This is a genomic window from Rhodopirellula maiorica SM1 (genome assembly GCF_000346295.1).
GTDB lineage: Bacteria > Planctomycetota > Planctomycetia > Pirellulales > Pirellulaceae > Novipirellula > Novipirellula maiorica.
On the sequence record NZ_ANOG01000079.1, the window covers coordinates 1 to 23298 of the forward strand.

At 56.4% G+C, this 23298-nt stretch carries 14 protein-coding genes; 9 read left to right on the forward strand and 5 right to left on the reverse strand.

What is annotated here, in order from left to right:
- Nucleotides 1-111: 111 nt before the first annotated feature.
- Together fdhD and RMSM_RS02345 are read left to right on the forward strand one after the other, a co-directional pair.
- Nucleotides 112-1014: a formate dehydrogenase accessory sulfurtransferase FdhD gene (gene fdhD / locus RMSM_RS02340; RefSeq protein ID WP_081613978.1), complete on the forward strand. Its 903-nt coding sequence runs from the start codon at nt 112-114 to the stop codon at nt 1012-1014.
- An 85-nt stretch (nt 1015-1099) separates the two neighbouring features.
- Nucleotides 1100-3457, forward strand: coding sequence for an FdhF/YdeP family oxidoreductase (locus RMSM_RS02345; protein WP_008690990.1), 2358 nt, complete (start codon nt 1100-1102; stop codon nt 3455-3457).
- Between the two features lie 150 nt (nt 3458-3607).
- Here RMSM_RS02345 and RMSM_RS02350 read toward each other — a convergent pair whose 3' ends face one another.
- Nucleotides 3608-4513, reverse strand: a complete 906-nt coding sequence (locus tag RMSM_RS02350; RefSeq protein ID WP_040763700.1) for a fructose bisphosphate aldolase — start codon at nt 4511-4513, stop codon at nt 3608-3610.
- 419 nt (nt 4514-4932) lie between these two features.
- Here RMSM_RS02350 and RMSM_RS02360 point away from each other — a divergent pair, with 419 nt between their 5' ends.
- Complete coding sequence (locus RMSM_RS02360; protein ID WP_008690993.1) at nt 4933-5613, forward strand: DNA-3-methyladenine glycosylase family protein; 681 nt, start codon at nt 4933-4935, stop codon at nt 5611-5613.
- 140 nt (nt 5614-5753) lie between these two features.
- Here RMSM_RS02360 and ilvB read toward each other — a convergent pair whose 3' ends face one another.
- Nucleotides 5754-7529, reverse strand: a complete 1776-nt coding sequence (gene ilvB, locus RMSM_RS02365; protein ID WP_008690994.1) for a biosynthetic-type acetolactate synthase large subunit — start codon at nt 7527-7529, stop codon at nt 5754-5756.
- Nucleotides 7530-7819: 290 nt separating this feature from the next.
- Between ilvB and RMSM_RS02370 the strand changes: the two genes are divergently transcribed.
- Genes RMSM_RS02370 through RMSM_RS02380 form a run of 3 tightly spaced genes read left to right on the forward strand, consistent with a single transcriptional unit; the run spans nt 7820 to nt 12008 of the window.
- Nucleotides 7820-8209 carry a fluoride efflux transporter FluC gene (locus tag RMSM_RS02370; protein ID WP_063870179.1) on the forward strand — a complete coding sequence of 130 codons (390 nt, stop codon included), beginning with the start codon at nt 7820-7822 and terminating at the stop codon, nt 8207-8209.
- Entirely contained in the window at nt 8206-10905 is a 2700-nt protein-coding gene (locus tag RMSM_RS02375; RefSeq protein ID WP_144057312.1) for a hypothetical protein, read from the forward strand. The genes RMSM_RS02370 and RMSM_RS02375 overlap by 4 nt, the downstream gene beginning before the upstream one ends.
- A 35-nt stretch (nt 10906-10940) precedes the next feature.
- Complete coding sequence (locus tag RMSM_RS02380; protein WP_008691003.1) at nt 10941-12008, forward strand: hypothetical protein; 1068 nt, start codon at nt 10941-10943, stop codon at nt 12006-12008.
- Nucleotides 12009-12078: 70 nt separating this feature from the next.
- Here the strand turns inward: RMSM_RS02380 and RMSM_RS02385 are convergent, their stop codons facing one another.
- A complete protein-coding gene (locus RMSM_RS02385) occupies nt 12079-14490 on the reverse strand; it encodes a TolC family protein (protein WP_160168208.1) in 2412 nt (803 codons plus the stop codon).
- Between the two features lie 246 nt (nt 14491-14736).
- On the reverse strand, nt 14737-15615 hold the full coding sequence (locus RMSM_RS02390; protein ID WP_008691006.1) for a carbon-nitrogen hydrolase family protein: 879 nt from the start codon (nt 15613-15615) through the stop codon (nt 14737-14739).
- A 159-nt stretch (nt 15616-15774) separates the two neighbouring features.
- On the opposite strand from RMSM_RS02390, the gene sthA reads away from it, so the two are divergent.
- Together sthA and RMSM_RS02400 are read left to right on the forward strand one after the other, a co-directional pair.
- Nucleotides 15775-17178 carry a Si-specific NAD(P)(+) transhydrogenase gene (sthA, locus tag RMSM_RS02395; protein WP_008691007.1) on the forward strand — a complete coding sequence of 468 codons (1404 nt, stop codon included), beginning with the start codon at nt 15775-15777 and terminating at the stop codon, nt 17176-17178.
- Nucleotides 17179-17455: 277 nt separating this feature from the next.
- Complete coding sequence (locus RMSM_RS02400; RefSeq protein WP_008691008.1) at nt 17456-18796, forward strand: PQQ-binding-like beta-propeller repeat protein; 1341 nt, start codon at nt 17456-17458, stop codon at nt 18794-18796.
- A gap of 298 nt (nt 18797-19094) precedes the next feature.
- On the opposite strand, the gene RMSM_RS02405 is transcribed toward RMSM_RS02400, so the two are convergent.
- A complete protein-coding gene (locus tag RMSM_RS02405) occupies nt 19095-19601 on the reverse strand; it encodes a lactoylglutathione lyase family protein (protein ID WP_040763703.1) in 507 nt (168 codons plus the stop codon).
- Nucleotides 19602-20070: 469 nt separating this feature from the next.
- On the opposite strand from RMSM_RS02405, the gene RMSM_RS02410 reads away from it, so the two are divergent.
- On the forward strand, nt 20071-23046 hold the full coding sequence (locus RMSM_RS02410; protein ID WP_008691010.1) for a PVC-type heme-binding CxxCH protein: 2976 nt from the start codon (nt 20071-20073) through the stop codon (nt 23044-23046).
- Nucleotides 23047-23298 lie beyond the last annotated feature (252 nt).

The following is a 23298-nucleotide window of genomic DNA, read 5'->3' on the forward strand; positions in this document are numbered from 1 at the left end:
TTGCCGACCTTCGCTACGGGGAATGCGGCGACGCGGCTCGCGGCAGCCTAGAATGAAAGTGGACACGGCAGCGAACCGGAAACGCGATTCCTGTGATCGACGAGACACTTCATGACTCACCAGCCCCCGCCCCACCGCTCGCAAGCGACTGACCAGCGGACTGACAATCGGGCTGACACGCGGGCCGGTGAGAACGGTGCACGTCCTTTTGACGTCCAGCAAGTGCGAACCGACTCAGCAGCGGTCGTTTCGGATCTGGTGGCGATCGAAGAACCACTCGAGATTCGAGTGGTGATCGAGGTAGACGGCAAAAAGAAGGACCGTTCGATCTCGATCACCATGCGTACGCCCGGCGCCGATACTAAGCTGGCGGTCGGATTTCTCGTCACCGAGGGGATTGTAACCGAGCGTGACGACGTGGTCGCCGTTCGCCCCTGTCGCAGCGGTTCGGTCGTCCGCGTGCGGCTGCGAGACACGCTGCAGGTCGATCTACAACGGCTGCAGCGACACTTCTTTACCTCCAGCAGCTGCGGGGTTTGTGGCAAAGCATCGATCGAAGCGGTGGCGGTGCAAATTCAATCGCCGCTCGACCCAGGGCTTCCCAAAATTGCTGCAACAACGGTCCGCACGTTGCCCGAACGGCTTCGCCATGCACAACGACTGTTCGATCAAACCGGGGGGCTGCACGCCAGCGGATTGTTCGATTGCGAAGGTGGATTGCTAGCAATCGAGGAGGATGTTGGACGTCACAACGCGTTGGACAAGCTGATTGGCGGACAATGGATGGACGACGCCAATCGGTTTGCTCGATCGATTTTGGTCGTCAGCGGGCGAATCAGCTTTGAATTGGTGCAAAAGGCATTGGTGGTCGGCATCCCGATCATGGTAGCGGTCGGAGCACCATCGAGTTTGGCGATCGAACTCGCACAGCGACACGGCATGACGCTGATCGGATTTACCAAGCCAGATCGTTACAATGTTTATCATGACGCGAAGCGTATTGTGGCGAGTTAGGATCACTCGATCAACTTCTGCCCGAATTGTTGGCATTTTAGAAACGACTTGCTCCATCCATTCAACTCCTCGACGAGATCCCGCTATGTCCCTCGCAGAGCAGACCAACAACGTCGTTGCCACCGCGATTCCGACCCAGCACGGCGAGGTGTGGCTGCTGCCTGTGAAATCAGACGACAATCTGAAGCTAAAGCCGGTCAAGCAGAAGTCGACAGGGGTCTCTGCGGTTTTGAATAGTTTTCGCTACGCCTGGGGCGAGGCGGGGGTCGTGCGAGGAACGTTGCCGCTGTTGCAGTTGAACCAGAAACAAGGGATCGATTGCCCCGGTTGTGCTTGGCCGGATCACGATGGGAAACGGGCCACGTTTGACTATTGTGAAAACGGCGCCAAGGCAGTGGCGCACGAAGCGGATACGCGGAAGTTGACCGCCGAATTCTTTCGCAACCACAGTGTCAGCGAGCTTTCGACACACACCGATTATTGGCTCGAACAACAAGGGCGTCTGACCGAACCGATGGTGCTGCGTGAGAACGCGTCGCACTACGAACCGATTGCCTGGGCGGATGCTTATGCGATGATCGCCGACGAATTAAATTCGCTCTCTTCGCCCGATCGTGCCGCGTTCTACACCTCGGGCAAAGCGACCAACGAAGCGGCATTTTCTTACCAATTGTTTGCTCGCCAATTCGGCACCAACAACTTGCCCGATTGTTCGAACATGTGCCATGAATCGAGCGGGCGAGCGATGACCAAGATGGTCGGGATCGGCAAAGGGACCGTCAAGCTTGACGACTTTGAACAGGCCGAATTGGTCTTGGTGGTTGGGCAGAACCCCGGAACCAATCATCCGCGGCAACTGATTGCACTTCAAAAAGCCAAACGCAATGGCGCCAAGATCATTGCCGTCAATCCGCTGCCCGAAGCCGGGTTGATGGGGTTCATGAATCCTCAAGAAGCACTCGGCATGCTGGGCGTTGCCACCGAACTGACCGATTTGTTTCTGCAAGTGAAGATCAATGGTGATATCCCGCTTTTCAAAGGCATCATGAAACAATTGATCGAGTGGGAAGATGCCACGCCGGGCTCGGTAATCGATTGGGGTTTCGTTAATGAATATGCCACGGGATTGGACGAATTACTCGCAGACCTACGCAGCGCCGATTGGGACACCTTGGTAGCTCGCAGCGGGATCGATCGCGAATCGATGCGTCAGGCCGCCGATTGGGTTCGTTCGTCCGAGAAAATCATTCTCTGCTGGTGCTTAGGTGTGACTCAGCATACCAACGGAACACAGAACGTCTGTGAAATGTTGAATTTATTGCTGCTACGTGGAGCGATTGGCAAACCGGGCGCGGGAACATGCTGTGTTCGCGGCCACAGCAACGTTCAAGGCGACCGCACGATGGGCGTTTGGGAACAACCCAAGGAAGCGTTATTAGATCGATTGCAGTCGGTGTTTGGTTTTGATCCACCGCGACACCATGGTTTTGATTCTCAGCGAACCGCCATCGCGCTGCATCAGGGTGAAATCGATGTTTTTGTATCGCTCGGAGGCAACTTTCTGATGGCACTGCCGGACACCCGTTACGCCGCCGAGGGGTTAGCGAAAACGCGGCTGAATGTACGGATCGGAACCAAACTGAATCGCGCCGACTTGGTGGCGGGTCGGCAATCTCTGATCCTGCCTTGTTTGGGTCGAACCGAAGCAGACGTGCGTGAAACAAGTAACGGAAATCCGCCTCGCAAACAATTCACCAGCACCGAAAATTCGATGGGCGTGATTCAGTCGTCGCAAGGCAAATTGACACCGGCATCACCACAATTACGCAATGAGGTGGCGATTGTATGCGAAATCGCTGCCGCCACGCTGGGTGATCGCGTGAACACCCCATGGCAGGATTGGGCCAACGATTACGACTTGATTCGTGATGGCATCGCGGCGGTGATCGAGGGTTGTGAGAACTACAACGAAAAAGTCCGCCAACCCGGCGGGTTTTATCTTCCCAATCCCGCGAGAGAGCGTCAGTTCAACACGGCCGCCGGAAAAGCCACCTTCACCGTCAACCCAATTCCCCCAGAAACAATCCAACCGGGGCAATTTGCAATGACGACGGTACGGAGCCACGATCAATTCAACACCACGATTTATGGCAATCATGATCGTTATCGCGGCATCTTGAATGCTCGCCGAGTGGTGATGATGAACGCCGAGGACATGCGAGAGAAAGGGTTGCAATCGCGGACTCCGGTTTCTGTTACCAGCCATCACGCAGGAGAGACTCGTACGCTACAAGATTTTCAAGTCGTCGAGTATCCGATTCCGCGTGGCTGTGTGGCGATGTATTACCCCGAAGCCAATCCGCTGATCCCGATGCACAGCACCGATGCGTCGAGCAATTGCCCCTCGTTCAAACACACCGCCGTAACAATCGAACGTTGCTAGCGAAGACACCCGCGGAAAATCCACAGCAGTAACCTCTTCCAAAATTCATTTTGGGAGAGGTCGGACAGGCCCCTTAAGAGCCGCATCCGGGCGAGGGTCGACCGCGCATGTTACGTACAACCGGCTTTCGCGTTGCCCCAACGCAGCCTGCTACAACGCGTGCGGTGTCATCGATGCATCGAAGATGCTTTGCACCGCTCGGTCCAATGCTTCATCGAACTCGTGCTGCGTCTGGTCCGCTCGCAAATCTTGCAGCAGTGCTCGCGAGAAACTTGCAACAACATGAGCATGCTTGCGGAGTCGTTGGTCGGCTTCCTCGCGGCTGTACCCTCCCGATAACGCGACGACCTTGACAACCGCAGGATGCTCGACGCAATCCATATACAGATTGTCTTTCTCAGGCAGGGTTAGCTTCAACATCACCAGCGTCTTGCCATCGAGCCGGTCGAGTTGTTTGACGATTGCCGCCGTCAAAATTTCTTCCGCTTTTGCTTTCTCGGGACAATGGATATCGACTTCCGGTTCAATGATCGGCACCAAACCAGCCGCGGCAATCTGTTTGCCGTAATCAAATTGCTGCTCGACGATCGCGTCAATTCCAGATTCGTTGGCCTCATGAATCACCGATCGCATTTTGGTACCAAACACAGGTTGCTGTTTGGCAAGTTCGAGCTTGACGTCAAGTTTTTTCATCGGCTTCATTAACTGGACACCATCGCTTTGCTCGGCAAGTCCTTCGTCGACCTTCAAGAACGGCACGATCTGTTTGACGTTCCACAGGTAGTCTCCCGTGGGACGGCCCTCGACTTCTCGGCGCAATGTGTCTTCGAACAGGATGGCACCGATGATTCGATCCTTCGTCAGACTCTTGCTTGTCAAGATCCGCGTACGCATCTGATGGACGACCGCAAACATCTCTTCATCATTGCTCCAAGCGGATTCATCGACCCCGTATTGCCCGAGTGCTTTGGGGGTGCTGCCCCCGCTCTGGTCAAGCGCGGCAATAAAACCGGGACGTGTGCGGATGACATGCAGTTGTTGATCAAAAGGACTCATTGAGAATCTCGCTGTTTTGTGGAACACCCACCGCTGGGGATGTGCATGCGGCGGTCGCAGAATCACTCGTGCTACTTCGTTCAAATTGATCAGCACATAACGCGCCAAAGCCCTCAGCACACGCATCATCCGATGTGCTTGCTGGTCGAACCGGAGGACCAAGCACCACGAATTTGCAGATGAAAGAATCGCCGGAATCACAAAACATGGATTTCAATCGATTTTTGCAGTCGGTGCTTTCTTCGCTCGAAAGCGTCCGCACAGTGTGCGAAAGGACACGCAGTTGTCGGTTACATCAAAACGTCCGAGGCCAAATCGTACGGACGTCTGGTTAGGAGGATGCGGAGCCCTTGCAACGATCCAACAATATCGACGGCCTCTTCCAACAACGAACACCAAGCCATTTGAGCTCGCCGTAAATGAATCGCACCAAACCTCGCACCTTCACATCGCGAACGCTGAAACGCTATTGTCGCGATCTCGCGGCGATCGAACCGGTGTTTGGCCAGATCATTGATCGCGACGGCTATCCGCCGATGTGGCGACGGGATCCCTCTTTCGAAACGCTCGCCCGCATCATCCTGGAACAACAAGTCAGTTTGGCGTCGGCACAGACGACGTTCACGCGTTTGACGCAGCAGCTAGGCAGCATCACCGCAAAATCAATCCAATTCGCCCGCGATGAAGTGCTGCGGGGATGCGGTGTCAGTCGCCAAAAAGCACGCTATCTGCGTGAACTAGCCGCTGCGGTCCAGGGAAAAACGCTGGTATTGGAAGAGTTGCCGAGGATGGCTGATGACGAAGTTCGCGAATCGTTGACAGCGGTCATCGGCATCGGCCACTGGAGTGCGTCGGTGTATTTGATGTTGGCGCTCAATCGCACCGACTTGTTCCCGCTCGGCGACGTCGCGTTAATCAACAGCATGCTGCACGAATTCGCGTTGCAGCCGACATCCGAAACCAAACGCACACCGCCAACGCCGTTGGAAGTGGCGGAACTTGAAGCGAGAGTCCAACGGTGGTCCCCCAACCGCACCATTGCCGCGTACATGCTGTGGCATGCCTACATTCAACGCAAAGGCATCGCGGTGTTCGCGTGAGTGTTCAGGCGGAGCGTTTTTGTAAGCCGGATCAAGCCAACAGCATGATCCCGCGTCCTTGATCTAGCCTACAAAGCAAAAAAAAATCGCCGACGCTTTAGCATCGGCGATTCGTGGCTTTCTCGTCTTTGTTTGGCAACCTACTCGAGGATCATGTCGTCGACGGTTTGCCCGCCGGGGATCATCGGCAATACGTGCTCTTGATACGGCACTTGCACGTCCAGCAAGTAAGGACCTTTGTGCTCGATCATCTCGCGAAGTGCCCCTTCGAGATCTGCTTTCTTACGAATCGTCGCGGCGCCACAACCGTAGCCTTGAGCGATTTTCACAAAGTCGGGGTAGCGTTCTTCGGCGTAACTGAATCGATCCGCACTGCTGTTGCCGGCGGCTTCGTTGTGGTGAATCGGGCCCAGGTAGGTGTGGGCTCGGTTGCGATCCATGAAGCGATCTTCCCACTGAACCACCATCCCGAGGTGCTGGTTGTTCAACAACAACACCTTGACTGGCAACTCTTCACAGAAACAGGTCGCCAATTCTTGGATGTTCATCTGGAAACTGCCGTCACCATCGATGTCGACAACCAACGAGTTCGGGTGAGCCGCTTGGACGCCCATTGCCGCGGGCAATCCAAAACCCATCGTGCCGAGTCCGCTGCTGCTGTGCCAAGTCCGAGGACGGCGGAATTGATAGAACTGGGCCGCCCACATCTGGTGCTGGCCGACACCAACGGTGATGTAGGTATCCATTTCCGCGGTGATGTCGCTCAGCGTCTTGATGGCGTGTTGCTGCAGAATGCCGTCAAAATTCTCGTCGTACTTAAACGGATACTTCGCCTTCAATTCATCGCAATGCTTCTGCCACGCTGCGATCTCGGGCTTTTGTACCACCTTGTTCAATTCGGTCAGCACTTGTTTCACATCGCCACGCACCGGAATGTGGGCCTGTTTGTTTTTGTTCAATTCCGATCCGTCGACATCGACGTGGATGATCTTGGCGTCTTTGGCAAACGCTTCGACTTTACCGGTTACACGGTCATCAAAGCGAACCCCAAGTGCGATCAGCAAATCACAATCGCGAACGGCGTAGTTGGCGTAGGCGGCTCCGTGCATCCCCAGCCACGACATCGAGTGCTCTTGTTCGGGTGGGACCGTACCAATTCCCATGACGGTCGTGGTCACAGGGATCCCGGTCTTTTTGACAAATTCGCGAAGCTCTTCGCTGGCGCTGCCGATCACCACACCGCCGCCGGCGTAAATCATCGGACGACGCGCCAATTTGATCGCCGCAGCGATTTGGCGGATCGTTTCGGTCGGAACCGGGGTCGGGGTCGGGTCATATCCGGGCAAATCCATCTCGGGATCCATATCGATCTCGCGAGTACCGAGCTGGATGTCCTTGGGCATGTCGATCAAAACGGGGCCTGGCCGACCGCTGGTGGCGATGTAAAACGCCTCCTTCACGATCCGCGGCAAATCGGCCAAATCGGTTACCAAATAATGATGTTTGGTAATCCCGCGACAAATTTCGACCATCGGTGTCTCTTGGAACGCATCGGATCCAATCGCTCCGGTCGGGACTTGCCCCGTGATGCAGAGCAGCGGAATACTATCGAGCTTGGCGTCGGCAATGGCAGTCACAAGATTGGTCGCACCTGGACCGCTGGTCGCCATCACCACCCCGACCTTGCCCGTACTGCGAGCATAACCTTGAGCGGCGAAGGCTCCGCCCTGCTCGTGACGTGGCAGAATGGTGCGGATCGAATCGCCAAAACGCGTCAACGCTTGATGCAGCGGCATGCTGCAGCCGCCCGGATAGGCGAACAGTACTTCGACGCCATGATCCACGAGCGATTTGACCAGGATATCGGCTCCGGTCATGACTTGGGATTTGGTGGCGGCGGCTTTTGCAGTACTCATCGGTTACGTCAACACAAGAAAGGAAAGGAAACGTTCAGTCAGTTGTTGGGGAACAATGGTTCGTAGATTAAGTGCTCAATCCGCCCTTGCGGGTTCACTCCCGAAGCGGATTCACGGCGGCGAATTAGGGCGTCGCGTCCAAACAGCACCCCCTTGTCAGCGAAGACCTGGCAGTCTTAACGAGGGGCCTAAAAAAACTGACGTTTACGCAGACGGCCGAAACTCCGAACCTACGCATCTAAATTAAGTTCGTGCCCCAACTTAGGCAATGGTTAAATCGGTCCGTGTTGATGAGTAGTTGGCTCAATCTAGCAGTCGTAGCGGTCGGCGGAGCGTTAGGATCTATCGCCCGTTACGGGATTACGCTTGCAATGACGTCGATTCCAGGAGGCAGCTCGATGATTGGCACCACCGCTGCTAATGTTGCCGGATGCGCCGCAATGGGGGCTCTAGCGGAATACAGCCTCCTTAATGACCATTTCCCCCCAAGATTGCTATTGGGATTGCGAGTCGGATTTTTGGGGGCGCTTACCACGTTTTCGACCTTTACAGCCGAATCGATGCTTTTGGCGGGAGAACAACGATGGCCAGCCGCGGTTTTTTATGTTGCCGCAAATTTGTTTCTCGGATGGGCAGCCCTCTTTTTGATGGCAAACCTCGTAAAAGGATGGTTGGCATGAAAGAGTGGACCTCGTCGCTGAATTTTCAGCATTCAGCCCTTTGCACGCCAATGCTATCGCGACGGTATCGCGGCCTCGAAATCGCCGCGTTGATGGTGTACATCGTCACAGCGGTTGGCGGATTGGTGTGGGCCCAAGCCCCGCTCGAACCGACAGCAGCGTATACCCAAACCGAATTGCTTCGCGAAGACGCGGCGCTGCGTTCAATCGCGTTTTCAAAAGAGGGGCAAACCGGGATTGCGGTGGGCGACCATGGCGTCATTTTGCGAACCGAGGACGGAGGCCAATCGTGGCGAATCCAACCGAGTCCAGTTGACTGCTCGCTGGCCGACGTGATTTGGATCAACCACCAAAACGTCGTCGCCGTCGGCGGCCAATACGACCGGATCACCTCGCTCAGCCGCGGCGTTACCCTGTGGTCCGATGACGCCGGGGTCAGTTGGCGACGCGGGGCGGACAACGAATTACCACGACTCAGTCGACTCGCACGACGCGCCCAAGACAACGCGATTATTGCCACCGGCGATTGGTCGGCGATCGCGGAATCACGCGAATTCGAAAGCCACGATGCAGGCCGCAGCTGGAGCAGCACCGGTGAATTGGAGGGGATCCCCGCGATCCAAGCCGAATCCAAATCGGCAGTCCGCTTGGCGTGGGTCGAAGCAACACAGGCCACAATGGTCATTCGCGATGTCGTGGAAAAAAACGCAAACGAATTATATGCGGTTGGCGATCATGGCGTGATCCTGCACGGGGACCGCGAGAGTGGGCAATGGCAAACGATCCGCGGCGAGCAGCGTCATGCATCGATCCTGGTGGTCGCCAAAAATCCCTCGTCCTTGGCGTGGCCCTTGGTCGGTTCGGAAACACTTGAATCGCATCAACGCGTTGCCATTGTGTTGCAGCAACCTGAAACGGTCGGCCGCAGTGATGCGGTGGCCCAACAGCGTCTCGATTGCACTCGCCAAGCTGCGGCCGCCTTGGGCGCCGCGTCGGTCGATACGATCGACCCCGCCGAAGCGATCGAAGCGGAAGCGAAAAACTGGATCGCGATTCACCGTCCCGCCGTCGTCGTAATTGATGAAGCACTCGATCCACGAACCGCGTCGGCATTTTCGCAAACCGCCATCTCGATGGGCGTGTCTCGCGTCGTTCGGTACGGCTTTGACGCGGTTGGCGACAGCTCGCTGCACCGTAACGCGATGCTGCCGTTTGCCGGCGTGTTGGCGGGTGACGTCTGGGACGACTCTCTGCAAATTGCGTCACCTGAAAGTGCTGCCAAGGACACAGTATCGCTCCGCGTGATGTACGATGCATCGGGAAATCCGCCGCGAGGCGAATCGGTCACCAACGGACTATCGCTTTCAAAACATCAACGCTTGGCAGCCAAACTGACAAAAGCCAACCGACGTCAATTGCAAGTCGTTCAAGCGCGTTTGAGCGAATCGAAGCGGGCGGAGCAAATCATTCAATCGAGTTCGACTGTCGACTTTTTTAAGCGTGGTCTCAAAACTCTGCTCAATCAAACCGCCGTCCGTGACCAGCTTCGCTTGACATGGAACATCCACCGCCAACTTGCCTCGTACGATGCGGACGAATTCCCCAACGCGATTCCGTACATGGAAATTGTGTTGGCGGAATCAGCCGAGCGATTCGCCGATCACTCGTTCGGAAAATGGTCAGCGCTACGGTTGGCGGCCATCCAAAACAGTGCGGAATGGCAAACGCTGCATGCATCGGTTTCACGTAGCTTGGCGTTGGCATCCAACACCGCACCGCCGGCGGCTCAACAGGCTGCGGTTTCGCCATTTCAAGTCGAAGCTCCTCAAAGCGGAGTGATGCAGGCATCGGCCGTTTCACCACTTCGCGTCCCCGAGGCGACCTCGATCCAAGTCGGCAGCCGACGTGTACAGCAGAATCAGACTGAGGTCGATTTGGCATGGGAATTTCATCCGCTCGTCTTGATCGCAAATGAAGCCGCACGCCAACGCGGTGACAGTGATCAGCTTGAATTGATGGGCCAAGCATCGGGAAATTACCGCCGTCTGCTTGCCAGCCAATCGCCCAACCCTTGGACGCGGTTGATCGCTGCGGGCGGGAATCGTGATGCCCACAGCAGCATCGCGTCGGGCGATGCTGATGTGATTGCAATCCCGGCCGAGGGACGGCCAAAATTAGATGGGATCGACGACGACACCTGCTGGACGTTGCCCGCTGCGGTTCATGCGAACTCTGCGAATCATGCCGACACTCCCAGCGTTCAGATCGCTTACGATGACGAATACGTTTACTTTTTCGTTCGCTGTACGCGATCCGAGTTCCGGCACGACCCAACGACGAAGCCTGCAAACAAGAACCGCGATCATGACTTGAGCCAATCTGATCGGTTGCGAATCTCGATCGATACCGACCAAGACCTGATGACGGCCTATCAACTACAAGTCACCCCATCGGGAAAAACCCGCGACAGTATCGATGGCCAAGCCGGATGGCAACCGACGTGGTACGTGGCGGTCCAGGAAGCAGGGGAAAGCCTCCACTTTGAACTGGCCGTATTGCGACGCGATTTGACCGACCTGCCATTGCAAACCGGTCAGTCATGGTTTCTCAGCGCCGCCGTGGTCGCTGCCGATACAGAAACGTCGCTACCGCCCATTCCTGATCCGACACTATGGAAACGGACCACGTTTCGCTAGTCTGTGCTTTTCCATAACGCTGAATCACCAATGCGATGAGTCCTTTGCAAGACACGGAATCGAAACAGCACGAAATGCATACCGGTCATGAACTGGAAACCGGTGTGCTTGCGCGAGCGAGAGAATGGATCGACGTTTTCCCATGGCTGCGATTGTGGCGGACGCTGCGACTCGCCGGCTCGCCCTCGATGATCTTGATGGCATTACTGACGCTTGCGGTCTGGTCCCCTGTGTACCAAGGGATTCTTGGCGAGGACGTGTCCGCGATAGCCAACGCCGCCGCACCGCAACCGCAAATGCCTTGGCCCTCGGCCTGGTTCAGCGAAGCGTTTTGGGCGACCGGGCTACATCGTGGCGATAGCGGGCTTCGCAGCGTTTGTGGGCTGCTTTGGACGCTGTTCGCGTGGTCGTTTGCCTCGTTGGTGTTTGTTCGCCAAGGAGGTGTGTTGACTGCCGGGCGTCCGATGATCCGTCTGAACACAGTGGTCAAATCAACCCTATCTCGATGTGTTGCCGCCTGGATTGCGGGAATCGTACCGATGCTATGCGTTGCCGCATTGGCGGTGATGATTTGGTCGCTCGGTTGGATTGCCGCGTGGCTGCCGGAGTGGGGATTCGTTCAGTTTCCTATCGCCGTGCTGATCACGGTGTTGGCGATTCCCTGCGGAATCTTGGCGTTTGGTGGAGTCGTTGCCATCGCGTTTGCTTGGGCGGCGATCGCAAACGAGCGTGATCCCGACGCGTTGGACGCGCTCAGTCGCGGGTACGAGTACTTGTTCCGTCGCCCCGTTCACTTGATCCTCTATGGCCTGGTGTCATTGGCACTGCTTTGGATCGTGATGCTGTTGATCAGCGGGGTCACCGGCGCTGCGACGGAAATCACACTTGCCGTGTTAGACGGGGCCGCAGCCCCGGTTATGACTCGCAGCTTTGTGTTGCAAATCATCTCACTTATCCCCATCGCGACCGCGTTCACGTTCGCATGGGGATTGATTGGCGGCGTCTATTTGCTGATCCGCTTTGACGCCGGTGGGCAACAAGTCGAGGACCTGTGGATGCCGACGGCCCCTCCGGCTGCCCCGCTACCGACGTTGCCGACCTAAACAGGTAGGGCAGAAGTCTTTCGGCATGTTAGCCGTTTGGGCAAATAAGATTTCACTCAATCATGTCTGCTTAACGCTGAAACTTTAGTGGCGAGACATGGACTTCGGGAAGCAGCTCGGCTGCCCGTGCCTCGATCTCAGCCTGCAGTGCATCGGCTTCGCTTTGAGCCTTGGATTGCGAACCATCACGTTTCGCGACCACGACCTCGGGGAAGCCTGCAGGATCAACGGTTTCCGGTCTTGCTGCGGCCGATCCGATCGGCTCGGCGGAAAACATCTCGCTCCAACCCTCGACCTGATCCGGTGACATCAACCGCGGTGACGAAGTGGCTTGCTGCATTGGAGTTGATGGCGACTCATCGGAGATCGCTTTCACCGGCGGCTTGCCAACCACCACTTGCGGATAGCTTTCAATCGGTCCTGCACCCGCAGAACCAGAGATCCAACTGGGGCGGTACGGATGAGAAACCACCGGAGCGAACGGCTCGGATGAAATCGCTGCTTGATCATCCGCTTTCGGTTTCGCTGCGGGTGGCGCCGGTGGTGCTTCTTGAATCGGTGCTGCGTCAGCATCACGGTCAGAGGTCGGCTCAGCTGCCTCTGCCTCAGCTGCCTGTGGTTCAGCTGCGTTTGCCTCGGCTGCGTTTGCCTCGGCTGGCACCGATGGCGTGGGCAACTCCGATCCTGCGTTACCTGATTCGCCGACCGACGAAGGGATCATTTCAAATGATTGCAGCGATGCATCGAGTGTGGTCTCTAGCCCCAGCGCCGATCGGTCGATCGTGCCGGTTGCGAAACGCCACTCGGTTTGGGCTTGTTGGTACGCGTAGATCGCTTGAATCGAAGCGCGTTGTGCATCCACCAACGTTTGGTCATTGCGAAGCAACAAGTCGATGGTCGCTTTGTTCGTATCGTACAATTGCCGGCGTCCATCGCTCTGGGCCGTGGCCGATGCGACGCGAGCCTCTGCAATTTCGAGCGATTCATGCAGCAATTCGATTTCGACGGCGGCCGCATTGACCTCGGCATAGATATCGCGGCGAATCGCATCAAGTTGTGACTGTTGTGCCGCGAGTTGGCGACAAGCTTGACGTGCTCTTGCGTAGGCAGCCCGTTGGCCGACCGATTGCCGGAACTCGAATCCCACAAACCAATCTTGATAATTCCCGTCAAACGCCGTTTCGAGGGCATCATCCAACTGGTTTTCCAATCCGTTTTGGGTGTAACCAAAATTGGCTCGGATGTCGGGTCGCAACAGATCACGTGCTTGCAAAATCTGTAGCCTTGCCGCTCGCACCAACGTTCGCTGAGCCTCGACTTCGGGTCGGAATCCCGACTGAACCATGCCTTCGTCAAAGTGCAGTGAAAGATCCACCTGTGGTTGATCGGTGGGCACCAAGCGAATCGTGCGGCCACGGTAATCCCCCATCAAACGCAACAGTTCCACGGCAGCGACTTCAGCGGTACGCCGTAGCTCTAACGCGTTGAAGCGAGCGGTTTGGTACAGTTCGTCCGCCTGCGCCACATCCACGATCGTGGACTCGCGTTGTTCCAACCGTCCTCGTTCGCTATCAACCAGTTCCTTGAATCGCGCGGTCGATTCTTCGGCGACTTGATACTCGGCGTATCGTCCCGCGTATTCCCAGTAAGCGAGCTCGACATCACGGAACGCCGTGTTGATCTCGGCACGCAGTTCCGCACTGAGCGACATGTAGGCGTAGCGAGCCAATTGGATCGGTGATTCGTTAATGACACGTCGACGCCCTTGAGCCAGTTGTTGGCTGAAGCGGAAGTTCAAATCCGCGTCCCAGGCCGGGTTGACCAAGACATCCGACCCCACAGGTGACAAAAAGTTGTAACCGGTGTCGTAACCCAACAAGAACTCACCACCGGTACGTGTCCGCTTGCTATAGGACAACATGTTCCCGCTCAACGAGCGAAGGTAGTCCGTCTGCAAATCGCGAGTGGGAAGACCAAAGGTGGCAACGGAGTTACTGAGCTGGCGATCGAGTTTGCCGCCTTCGATATCCACCCCGACAACACCGTCAAAATCAGCGTCCGCGATCGTTACTTCCTCGGCGATCGCCGCCAGCGCATTGGACAAGCTGTCCAACTCGGGATTCGAATCGATGACTCGGGCTCGCGCCTCGGCCAGCGACAGATAGACGACCGGCCGCTCATCGACGATCGAATTCCCCCCCATCGCTGCGGATGCCGCAAACGCCTGGACCGATTCGGGTTGGTTCGAATAGGGGCCTGGATTGCCCGCTTCGTCCGCAAACGTGGTCGTTTGAACCGTCCCATGTATCCGGCTGGCGGTAAAGAACGGCGAAGTGGGATTGCCCGCTAGAACCGGAGTTAAGTTGCCGCCGCCGGTCGTTGCAATCAGCACCCCTAGCAGGGCACGGCGCCAACGGGTTGATCGTACGGCAGATGCGTTTCGGGGATCAGTGGTGGTGCGGTTGAGCGATTTTTTAGTCATCTGCCAATCCATCGGCTGCAGGGTGGGGAGGTGAGGCTCGCGTAGGAAACCGCGACACGGGCTTACGCCCTGTGCACGCCCCAAACGCGTCGAGATGCGTCCGCGTTCGTCCGAACGCGACCAACATCTCGGTTGGCTACCTTCCCAGTTCGGCGAATCGATTGGCAGTTCTCGATTCCTAGCCCCAAAAACAGCTTGCCCCGCCCCCCCACTGGCTAGAACTTTGATACAACCCTTCTAACCTGACTAGACAGGGGGTGTGGTTGCGCCGCCATTAGCGGATTTGCCGGTTACAGAAGCAGGCTTGGCCGCGGCAACCGCCTCGTAAAAATCGGGACGTCGATCCTCGAAACGGTCAATCACGTGGGCTCCTGGGGTTCGCTCGATTCGCTTGTTCCGAGCCTCGGCCAAATTCACGTCCGCGTACAGAATCTCAGGCTGATCCGCTTTGCTCTGAGCCAGAATGACTCCGTCGGGGCCGCAAATCGAACTCAACCCACAAAATTTGAAGCCACCTTCGCTGCCCACCCGATTAGCAGCAACAAAGAACAAATGATTCTCCATGCTACGTGCCGGAGGAACAATTTCGGCGGTCCGATACGCCGTCACGGGCCAATTCGTCCCCAACGCAATGATGTCGGCTCCGCCCAATGCCAGCACACGCATCGGTTCGGGAAACGAGCTGTCATAGCAAATCGCGAGCCCCACGCGTGCATCCCTGGCCTGCAGCGGTTGGTAGGGAATGTCGCCGCGATCGACAAAGCGATCGACTCCCAAGGCGGGTAAATGGACTTTGCGATAGCATCCCACCACGCCGCTAGGGCCGACCAAGGCGGCAGCGTTAAACAATTGATCGCCACTTTTTTCCAAAAATCCAACTGACAGATGCAAATCATACGTCGCCGCCAAGTTGGCTAGGTCGATAAACACAGCATCGTCAATCGCCACGGCATGCTGCCACGCTGCTTCGCGGCTCTCATACGCATAGCCGCACAACATACACTCGGGCATGACGACCAATTTGGCTTGCCGTTTGCCCGCCTCGTGCACGTGTTCGACAATCCGCTTGCGGTTTTCAGCGATGTTGGCGAAAGTGACATCCGATTGAACGCAGGCGATTAGCATCGTGACACACTCGTAAATGAAGCGAAGGTTAGGGAACCGTTAGCGTATCGCAGCAGCGGTGACCGTCGTAGGCCGCTGCATTGACAACTCTCTTCTTCAACGTCCAAACTTTGTTTGCTTACGCGAATTCGAACGCTCTCTCGAAAGTACGATCACTAGATGAACGCCACGACTCAAGACGCAAAATTTGACTACGACCTATTCGTAATCGGCTCAGGCCCCGGTGGCGAGGGGGCAGCCATGCAGGCCGTCAAAGGGGGCATGCGTGTCGGAGTCGCAGAACGATACACCCAAATCGGAGGCGGCTGTACTCACTGGGGCACGATCCCTAGCAAGGCGCTGCGTTACGCGATCACTTCGACCATGAAAACGCTCCGCAACCCAACATTTCAAGAGTTGGGAATCCATTTTAGCCCCTCGCTGCAACAACTCAAACGCGGTACCCAGGCGATTATCGGCAAGCAAGTCACGATGCGGCAATCGTTCTACGAGCGAAACGGAGTCCCTGTCTTTCAAGGCACCGCTCGTTTTCTTGACTCTCAAACGATTTCGATTGATGGCGACAAACCGATTCGCGCCAAACATTTTGTGATCGCTACCGGTTCGCGTCCCTTTCGTCCGGCTGAGGTCGATTTCTCGCATCCCCGGATCTACGACAGCGACACGATCCTGGATATGACTCACAAACCCACCACGTTCTGCGTCTACGGTGCGGGCGTGATTGGGACCGAGTACGCTTCGATGTTTCGCAATCTGGGGATCAAAGTCAATTTGATCAACACTCGCGAAAAACTGCTCGAGTTTCTCGACGACGAGATTATCGACGCCCTGTCGTATCATCTGCGTGATCAAGGCGTGATCATTCGCCACAATGAAACGATGGAGCGAGTCGAACCGACCGACGATGGAGTGATCTTGCATTTGCAAAGCGGCAAGCAGATTAAAACCGACGCCTTCCTGTGGGCAAACGGACGCTCCGGAAACACCGATGACCTGGGCCTGGAGAACATTCCGATCGAGGCCAATAATCGCGGCCAATTGATTGTTGACGAGCAGTTCCAAACCGTGGTTCCCCACATCTATGCCGTTGGCGATGTGATCGGTTACCCGTCGCTCGCCAGCGCCGCGTACACACAAGGCCGGGCGGCAGGCATGCATATGCTTGGCCGCAAAGACGGAAATCTGCGAGTCAACGACATTCCGACCGGAATCTACACCAGCCCCGAGATCAGCTCGGTGGGCAAGACCGAGCGTGAGTTGACGGCCGCCTGTGTTCCTTACGAAGTCGGCCACAGCCTGTTCCGCTCGCTCGCTCGCGCTCAAATCACCGGTGAAACGACCGGCATGCTGAAGCTATTGTTCCATCGCGATACGCTGGAGATCCTGGGCGTGCATTGCTTTGGCGCCAACGCCTCGGAAATCGTGCACATTGGTCAAGCGATCATGAACCAACCGCACGGGCACAACACGGTGGAGTACTTTGTCGAAACCACGTTCAACTACCCGACCATGGCCGAAGCGTACCGCGTCGCCGCGCTGAACGGCATGAACCGCCTGTTCTAAACAATGTCGTTGATCGCTCCGCGACCATCACGCCGACTCACACATGAGGTTGAATCACGGAGGGACGCTGAATCAAGGAGGGACGTTGAATCAAGGAGGCACTCTGAATCCGATCGCTGCCGGACGCGAGTGAGGCCCGCGCACGTCCTCATGCTTTTTTAGCAGATCACATTTTTGGCGGCGGACCATTTACTTCGATAGCCATCTAAAGCCTTGCTTAGACCTATAATGCATCGCCTCTTTTTCTTCACTCTCTATTTCTAGGGACGCATCCACAATGTTTCTGCGACACTTTGATCGATTCCGAGTTTACTCAGCAATCGCCGCAGTTTGTTTTACCGGGATCGCGGTGGCCGACGATTGGCCAAGCTGGATGGGACCGACACGGGATGGCGTCTACCGCGAGACGGGAATCATTGATGAAGTGCCCGCTAGCGGGCTGAAAGTGAAGTGGCGTACACCAATCGCCGGCGGGTATGCCGGCCCCGCAGTCGCTGACGGACGCGTTTTCGTTTTTGACTACGAGAAAACCGCAGGTGAAGCGTTCAACGATGCTGGCAAGCGAGCTAATTTGAGGGGACAAGAGCGGTTGACCGCGCTGGACGTCCAAACCGGCGAAGCGTTGTGGCAGCACGCCTATGATTGTCCCTACAGCATCTCGTATCCGGCGGGCCCAAGATGCACACCCACCGTGGACGGTGACCTCGTCTATCTGTTGGGAAGCGAAGGCGACTTGCGCGCCTTGCGAGTCACCGACGGCGAAGTCGTTTGGAAACGCAATCTGCCGAAGGACCTTGGTGCCGAGGTGCCGATTTGGGGCTTCGCCGCGCATCCGTTGATCGATGGCAACACGCTGTACACGATGGTTGGCGGCAAAGGGCAAAGCATCGTTGCGTTTGACAAGTTGACCGGCGATGTCAAATGGAAGGCGATCGACGATAGCGCCGGCTACTGCACCCCGTCGATTATCCAGCATGGCGGTACACGTCAATTGATTGTCTATCACCCAACGGCTGTGACCAGTCTGAATCCGGCAACCGGCAGCCAGTACTGGAGCATCCCGATCACTCCCTCATTCGAAATGTCAATCGCTCGGCCGATGGTCGAAGGCAATTTGATGTACGCCAGCGGGATTCGCAGCGAGTCGTTGATGATTCAATTGGCTAGCGATGCCCCCACGGCCAAAGAACTTTGGCGAGGCGAACCGAAAGAGGCGGTGCACAGCGCTAATGCGACACCCATTTTCACCGGAGGCGTTGTTTACGGCACTGATTGTGTCGTGGGGACCTTGATCGCCGTGGATGCCAAAGATGGCTCACGACTGTGGGAGACTTTCGAAGCGACCAAGCCCGACGAGAAACGATTTATCAAGCACGGCACCGCGTTCTTGACCCGACTGGCGGACACCGATCGCTACCTGATCTTCAGCGAAACGGGCGATTTGCAAATGGCCAAGCTGACTCCCAAAGGCTATGAAGATTTAGGGCGTTTTCATGTCCTCCAGCCAACGGGCGAAGCGTTTGGTCGACCGGTCGTGTGGAGTCATCCCGCGTACGCAGGCCAAACCGCGTTCGCTCGGAATGATCAAGAAATCGTCGCCGTCGATTTGGCTAAGTAACATGGCCCCTCGTTCCCAGGCTTTCGCCTGGAAACGCACTGCACCGCAGGCTCCCGCCTGCCGAAACACCAACGCACAGGAGAGCCAGGAGCCTCGAAGATAGGGTGTTCCAAGGCAGAGCCCTGGAACAAGCATGGCCCCCTCGTTCCCAGGCTCCCGCCTGGAAACGCACTGCACCGCAGGCTCCCGCCTGCCGAAACACCAACGCACAGGAGAGCCAGGAGCCTCAAAGACAGTGTGTTCCAAGTCAGAGCCCTGGATCAAGCGGTCGCAAGCGGCAAGAAGGACGCCCCCGTTATCAATCCGCATCATCCTGGTAGGCACCGGCTGAATACGTCAACTCGTAGCTGTGCGAATAGATCTCAATCAAGTTTCCAAACGGGTCTTCGCAGTAAACCATCCGGTAGGGTTTCTCGCCTGGATAATACTCTCGGATAGGCATTCGCTGCTTGCCGCCATTCTCCACAATCTTCTTTGCCAGTCCCTCGACGTCTGGGTCCTGAACGCAAAAGTGGAACACGCCTGTTTTCCAATATTCAAAATTGTTCTCCGGCTTTTCCGCGTTCTCGAATTCGAACAACTCAATGCCAACTCGGTCACCGGTGGCTAAGTGAGCGATTCGGAATCGGCCCCATCCTTTTCCGAACACGTCATCGCACATGACGCCAATCGCGGAATCGTCCGACACGATTTCGGTGGGTGGCATGATGACGTACCATCCCAACGTGTTCGTGTAGAACTCGACAGCTTGCTCCAAGTCGGTCACAGAGATACCGATATGCGAAAAAGTTCTTGGATAGCTCATTTCAATTCTTCCTTCGAGTACTGGGACGGTGATGTCAATAACGGTTGGAAAGCGAACGCGTACTGATTGCGGAAGCGGGCAGAATTGCCCATGACAAGAACTGGATTCCGCATCCAATCTCTTATACCGGGATTTGAACGACATCTTACCCGATCGCAGCGAAATCACCGCGGTCAATCCTCATGATTCAGCGACGACAATAAACCCGACTTCCCGCACGACCGCCCGCACGTTTGGACAAATCAGTGTCGGTGGCCCATCATTCTTCGCGAGAAGTTATGATAGAGGCCCCGCCCCCAACGCGATCTTGCCTCCATCCCTTCCCGCCTGCGTGTGATTACCGATGCATTCACTCTATCCACAGACCGTTTGGTCTTGGCAAACAATCGGCCTGCAAACTCGATTCGCCCTGACGTTTTTGTTCGTGAGCTTCGCCACGTTTTCCGTCGCTCAAGAAACCGAGGCCCCTGTGCCCGATTCGGATACCGCGGTTGCGGGTAACGAGCAAGTCGCCGAGATCATCCGGAATCGTCCCGGACGCGGGGTGATGCGAGACGATTCACTGCCGACGCCGGTCGACATGGCGGTGGCGAAATTCGATGTGCTCGAAGGATTCAAGATCGAACCCGTCGCAGCGGAGCCCATCGTATCGCAACCGCTGTTTGTGTCTTGGGATTCTCGCGGCCGGATGTGGGTGGTCCAGTATCGCCAGTATCAATTTCCCGCCGGACTGAAAATCGTTCGCTACGACCAACACCTGCGCGCGGTGTTTGACCGTGTCCCCGAACCGCCTCCGCACGGCACCCCAGGCGCCGACAAAATTACCGTCTTCGAAGACACCGATGGCGACGGCCTCTACGACACGCACAAAGATGTAATCGACGGACTGAATATCGCTTCGGCGGTCCAAGTCGGCCACGGTGGAATCTGGGTTTTGAATCCACCCTACTTGCTGTTTTATCCCGACGCCGATGGCGACGACGTGCCCGATGCGGATCCGCAAGTCCATCTCAGCGGTTTTGGATTGCAAGACACTCACTCCGTTGCGAACAGTATGATGTGGGGGCCCGATGGTTGGCTATACGGTTGTAACGGCAGCACGACAGTGGGCGACGTCAGCTCGGCGGTATCCAAAGGCGTTCGCTTTCAAGGCCAATGTGTTTGGCGGTACCATCCCGATACCAAAGAGTTCGAGATCTATGCCGAAGGTGGCGGCAACAACTTCAGTCTTGATATCGATTCCAAAGGCCGTGTTTTCACTGGTACCAACGGCGGTAACACACGGGGTTATTATTTCCCGCAAGGCAGCTACAGCGAAAAGAACTGGGGTAAACATGGACCGCTGACGAATCCCTATGCCTTTGGATACTTTCGCGCGATGAAGTTCGAAGGCGACGGAAGACGGTTCCCGCAAGCGTTCTGTGTCTACGAAGGCGGATTGTTCCCAAAGAATTTCAACGAAAATATCATTGCGCCCAACTCGCTACACAATCTTGTTTGGCGAAGCGAGCGGATTCCCGATGGATCGACCTACCGAACCGTGGACCACCCCAACCTCGTCGAGACATCGGATCGCTGGTTTCGGCCAGTTTACGCGGGCGTTGGTCCTGATGGCGCCGTTTACATGGCCGATTGGTATGACAGCCGACTCAGCCATGTTAGCCCCGTCGATGATTGGCACAAAGAGAGCGGACGTGTTTACCGCATCGTTCCTGAGGGAAAAACGGTGATATATCAGAGCGGCGACCTAAGCCTTGCTGACAGCCAAACGTTGATCGATTGCTTCTCGCACGAAAACAAATGGGTGCGGCAGCGAGCGGTATTGGAATTGGGATGGCGCGGCGATGCGTCGGCCGCCGATTCACTGATCAAACTCGTTGACGATTCTGCGTCGCTCGAGGCGTTGTGGGCACTAAACTTGATCGACAAATTTGATAGTGTTTTAGCCACACGCTGGCTTTCACACTCCGATGCGGATATTCGTCGCTGGGTCGTGCGTCTGCTGGGCGACCGGCACGAAGATCACAACGGGCTAGCGGCGATGGCGGCGACCGAGCCTGATGGACAAGTTCGTAGCCAATTGGCAGCAACCGCCAAACGGCTCTCTGCCGATGTCGGGCTGTCGATCGTCGCGGCGCTGTTGCGACACGATGACGACGCCGACGATCCCCATCTGCCGCTGATGAATTGGTGGGCCATCGAAGCACATGCCGAGTCGTGGCCTGCGATCGAATCGATGTTCGCTGACGAATCGTTGTGGAACACCACGATGGTCAAACAAACGATTCTCACGCGGTTGGTTCAGCGTTATGCATCGGCCGGAGGTGTCGAAAATTTCCAGCATTGCGCAAAATTGATTGCGATGGCTCCTGACGACGCGTCGCGTGGGCAATTGATCCAAGGGATTGATCTTGCCTTCCAAGGACGTGCGATCCCCCAGTTACCCGAATCACTCGACAAGGCGTTGGCCGATTACAAAGCGTCGATTGGCCAGTCGGACTTGATCCTTTCGCTGCGTCGTGGAGATGCGGCGGCGATCGGGGAAGCGATCAAGCTGCTTTCGAGCCCGCAAACCGATTTGCCCTTGGCGATCGAGGTGGCGAACGTGTTTGGTGAAGTCAATCACGCAGAGGCCGCGAAGAGTTTGCTGGCGTTGGCCACGGGAAGCCGTACCTCCGAACCCGCTTTACAACGCGTTGCCATTGCGTCGCTTCGTCAATATGACACCACGTCGATTGCAACCACTTTGCTGGCATCGTTCGGCAATCGCATTTCCGAAGAACATGGATTGCGGGCCGCCGCCTGCCGGACACTCGCGTCACGTCCGGCGTGGGCACTGCAATTGTTGAACGAGTTGACGCAGTGGCGAATCCAGCGCGATCAAATTCCCTATGACGTCGTACAACAGCTTCGCAGTTACGAAGACCCTGAAATCGCCAAGCAAGTCGAAGCGGTATTCGGACCGATCTCGGCCACCGCGACAGCTGAACAAATCGCTGAAACCAAGCGATTGCGACAACTGCTTGCTGCTGCACCAGGCGATTCCGAATCAGGCAAGGCGATCTTTGCTAAGACGTGCGGTGGTTGTCACCAATTGTTTGGTGAAGGCGGCAAGACGGGGCCGCCGCTGGACGGCTACGAACGGGGCAAGATCGGATTCTGGGTCGATTCGATCGTGCTGCCGAATCTGGAGATCCGCGAAGGCTATCAGTCGTACTTGGTGCTGACCGAAGACGGCCGCGTGATCAACGGAATCATTGCCGAACAGACGCCGACGTCCGTCACGCTGCGAAACGCCGACAACCAGACTACCACGATTGCCCGCGAAGAGATCGAAACGCTCAAGGCATTACCGACATCGCTGATGCCCTCAGATTTACTCAAAGAGATGAGCGACACGCAAATCCGTGACCTCTACGCCTACCTTTCCCTCGGCGCCAAGTAGGCGGTGCGACCGGGGTCTGTCCCAACGGGACGGCAGACTGTAGCCACGAGCGTAAGCCCAATGCCATCTACTTTGGCAACCACTGGAGATGCTCAAGTAGTGGGATTCGCCAGAATTCCCATCTTTGCTGTTGAAACACCAGGAACTCTGGCGAGTCCCACTACGAAAGTAGATGGCATTGACTCAATGAGGGACACTGACTCAATGAGGGACACAGCACTTTGTTGATGCGCAGGACTTTCTTGACTGCGG

What these genes read in the sequence shown, in the direction of transcription:
- fdhD (WP_081613978.1), top strand. Translation starts at nt 112, where the DNA reads ATGACTCACCAGCCCCCGCCCCACCGCTCGCAAGCGACTGACCAGCGG.
- RMSM_RS02345 (WP_008690990.1), top strand. Translation starts at nt 1,100, where the DNA reads ATGTCCCTCGCAGAGCAGACCAACAACGTCGTTGCCACCGCGATTCCG.
- RMSM_RS02350 (WP_040763700.1), bottom strand. Translation starts at nt 4,513, where the DNA reads ATGAGTCCTTTTGATCAACAACTGCATGTCATCCGCACACGTCCCGGT.
- RMSM_RS02360 (WP_008690993.1), top strand. Translation starts at nt 4,933, where the DNA reads ATGAATCGCACCAAACCTCGCACCTTCACATCGCGAACGCTGAAACGC.
- ilvB (WP_008690994.1), bottom strand. Translation starts at nt 7,529, where the DNA reads ATGAGTACTGCAAAAGCCGCCGCCACCAAATCCCAAGTCATGACCGGA.
- RMSM_RS02370 (WP_063870179.1), top strand. Translation starts at nt 7,820, where the DNA reads ATGAGTAGTTGGCTCAATCTAGCAGTCGTAGCGGTCGGCGGAGCGTTA.
- RMSM_RS02375 (WP_144057312.1), top strand. Translation starts at nt 8,206, where the DNA reads ATGAAAGAGTGGACCTCGTCGCTGAATTTTCAGCATTCAGCCCTTTGC.
- RMSM_RS02380 (WP_008691003.1), top strand. Translation starts at nt 10,941, where the DNA reads ATGAGTCCTTTGCAAGACACGGAATCGAAACAGCACGAAATGCATACC.
- RMSM_RS02385 (WP_160168208.1), bottom strand. Translation starts at nt 14,490, where the DNA reads ATGACTAAAAAATCGCTCAACCGCACCACCACTGATCCCCGAAACGCA.
- RMSM_RS02390 (WP_008691006.1), bottom strand. Translation starts at nt 15,615, where the DNA reads ATGCTAATCGCCTGCGTTCAATCGGATGTCACTTTCGCCAACATCGCT.
- sthA (WP_008691007.1), top strand. Translation starts at nt 15,775, where the DNA reads ATGAACGCCACGACTCAAGACGCAAAATTTGACTACGACCTATTCGTA.
- RMSM_RS02400 (WP_008691008.1), top strand. Translation starts at nt 17,456, where the DNA reads ATGTTTCTGCGACACTTTGATCGATTCCGAGTTTACTCAGCAATCGCC.
- RMSM_RS02405 (WP_040763703.1), bottom strand. Translation starts at nt 19,601, where the DNA reads ATGAGCTATCCAAGAACTTTTTCGCATATCGGTATCTCTGTGACCGAC.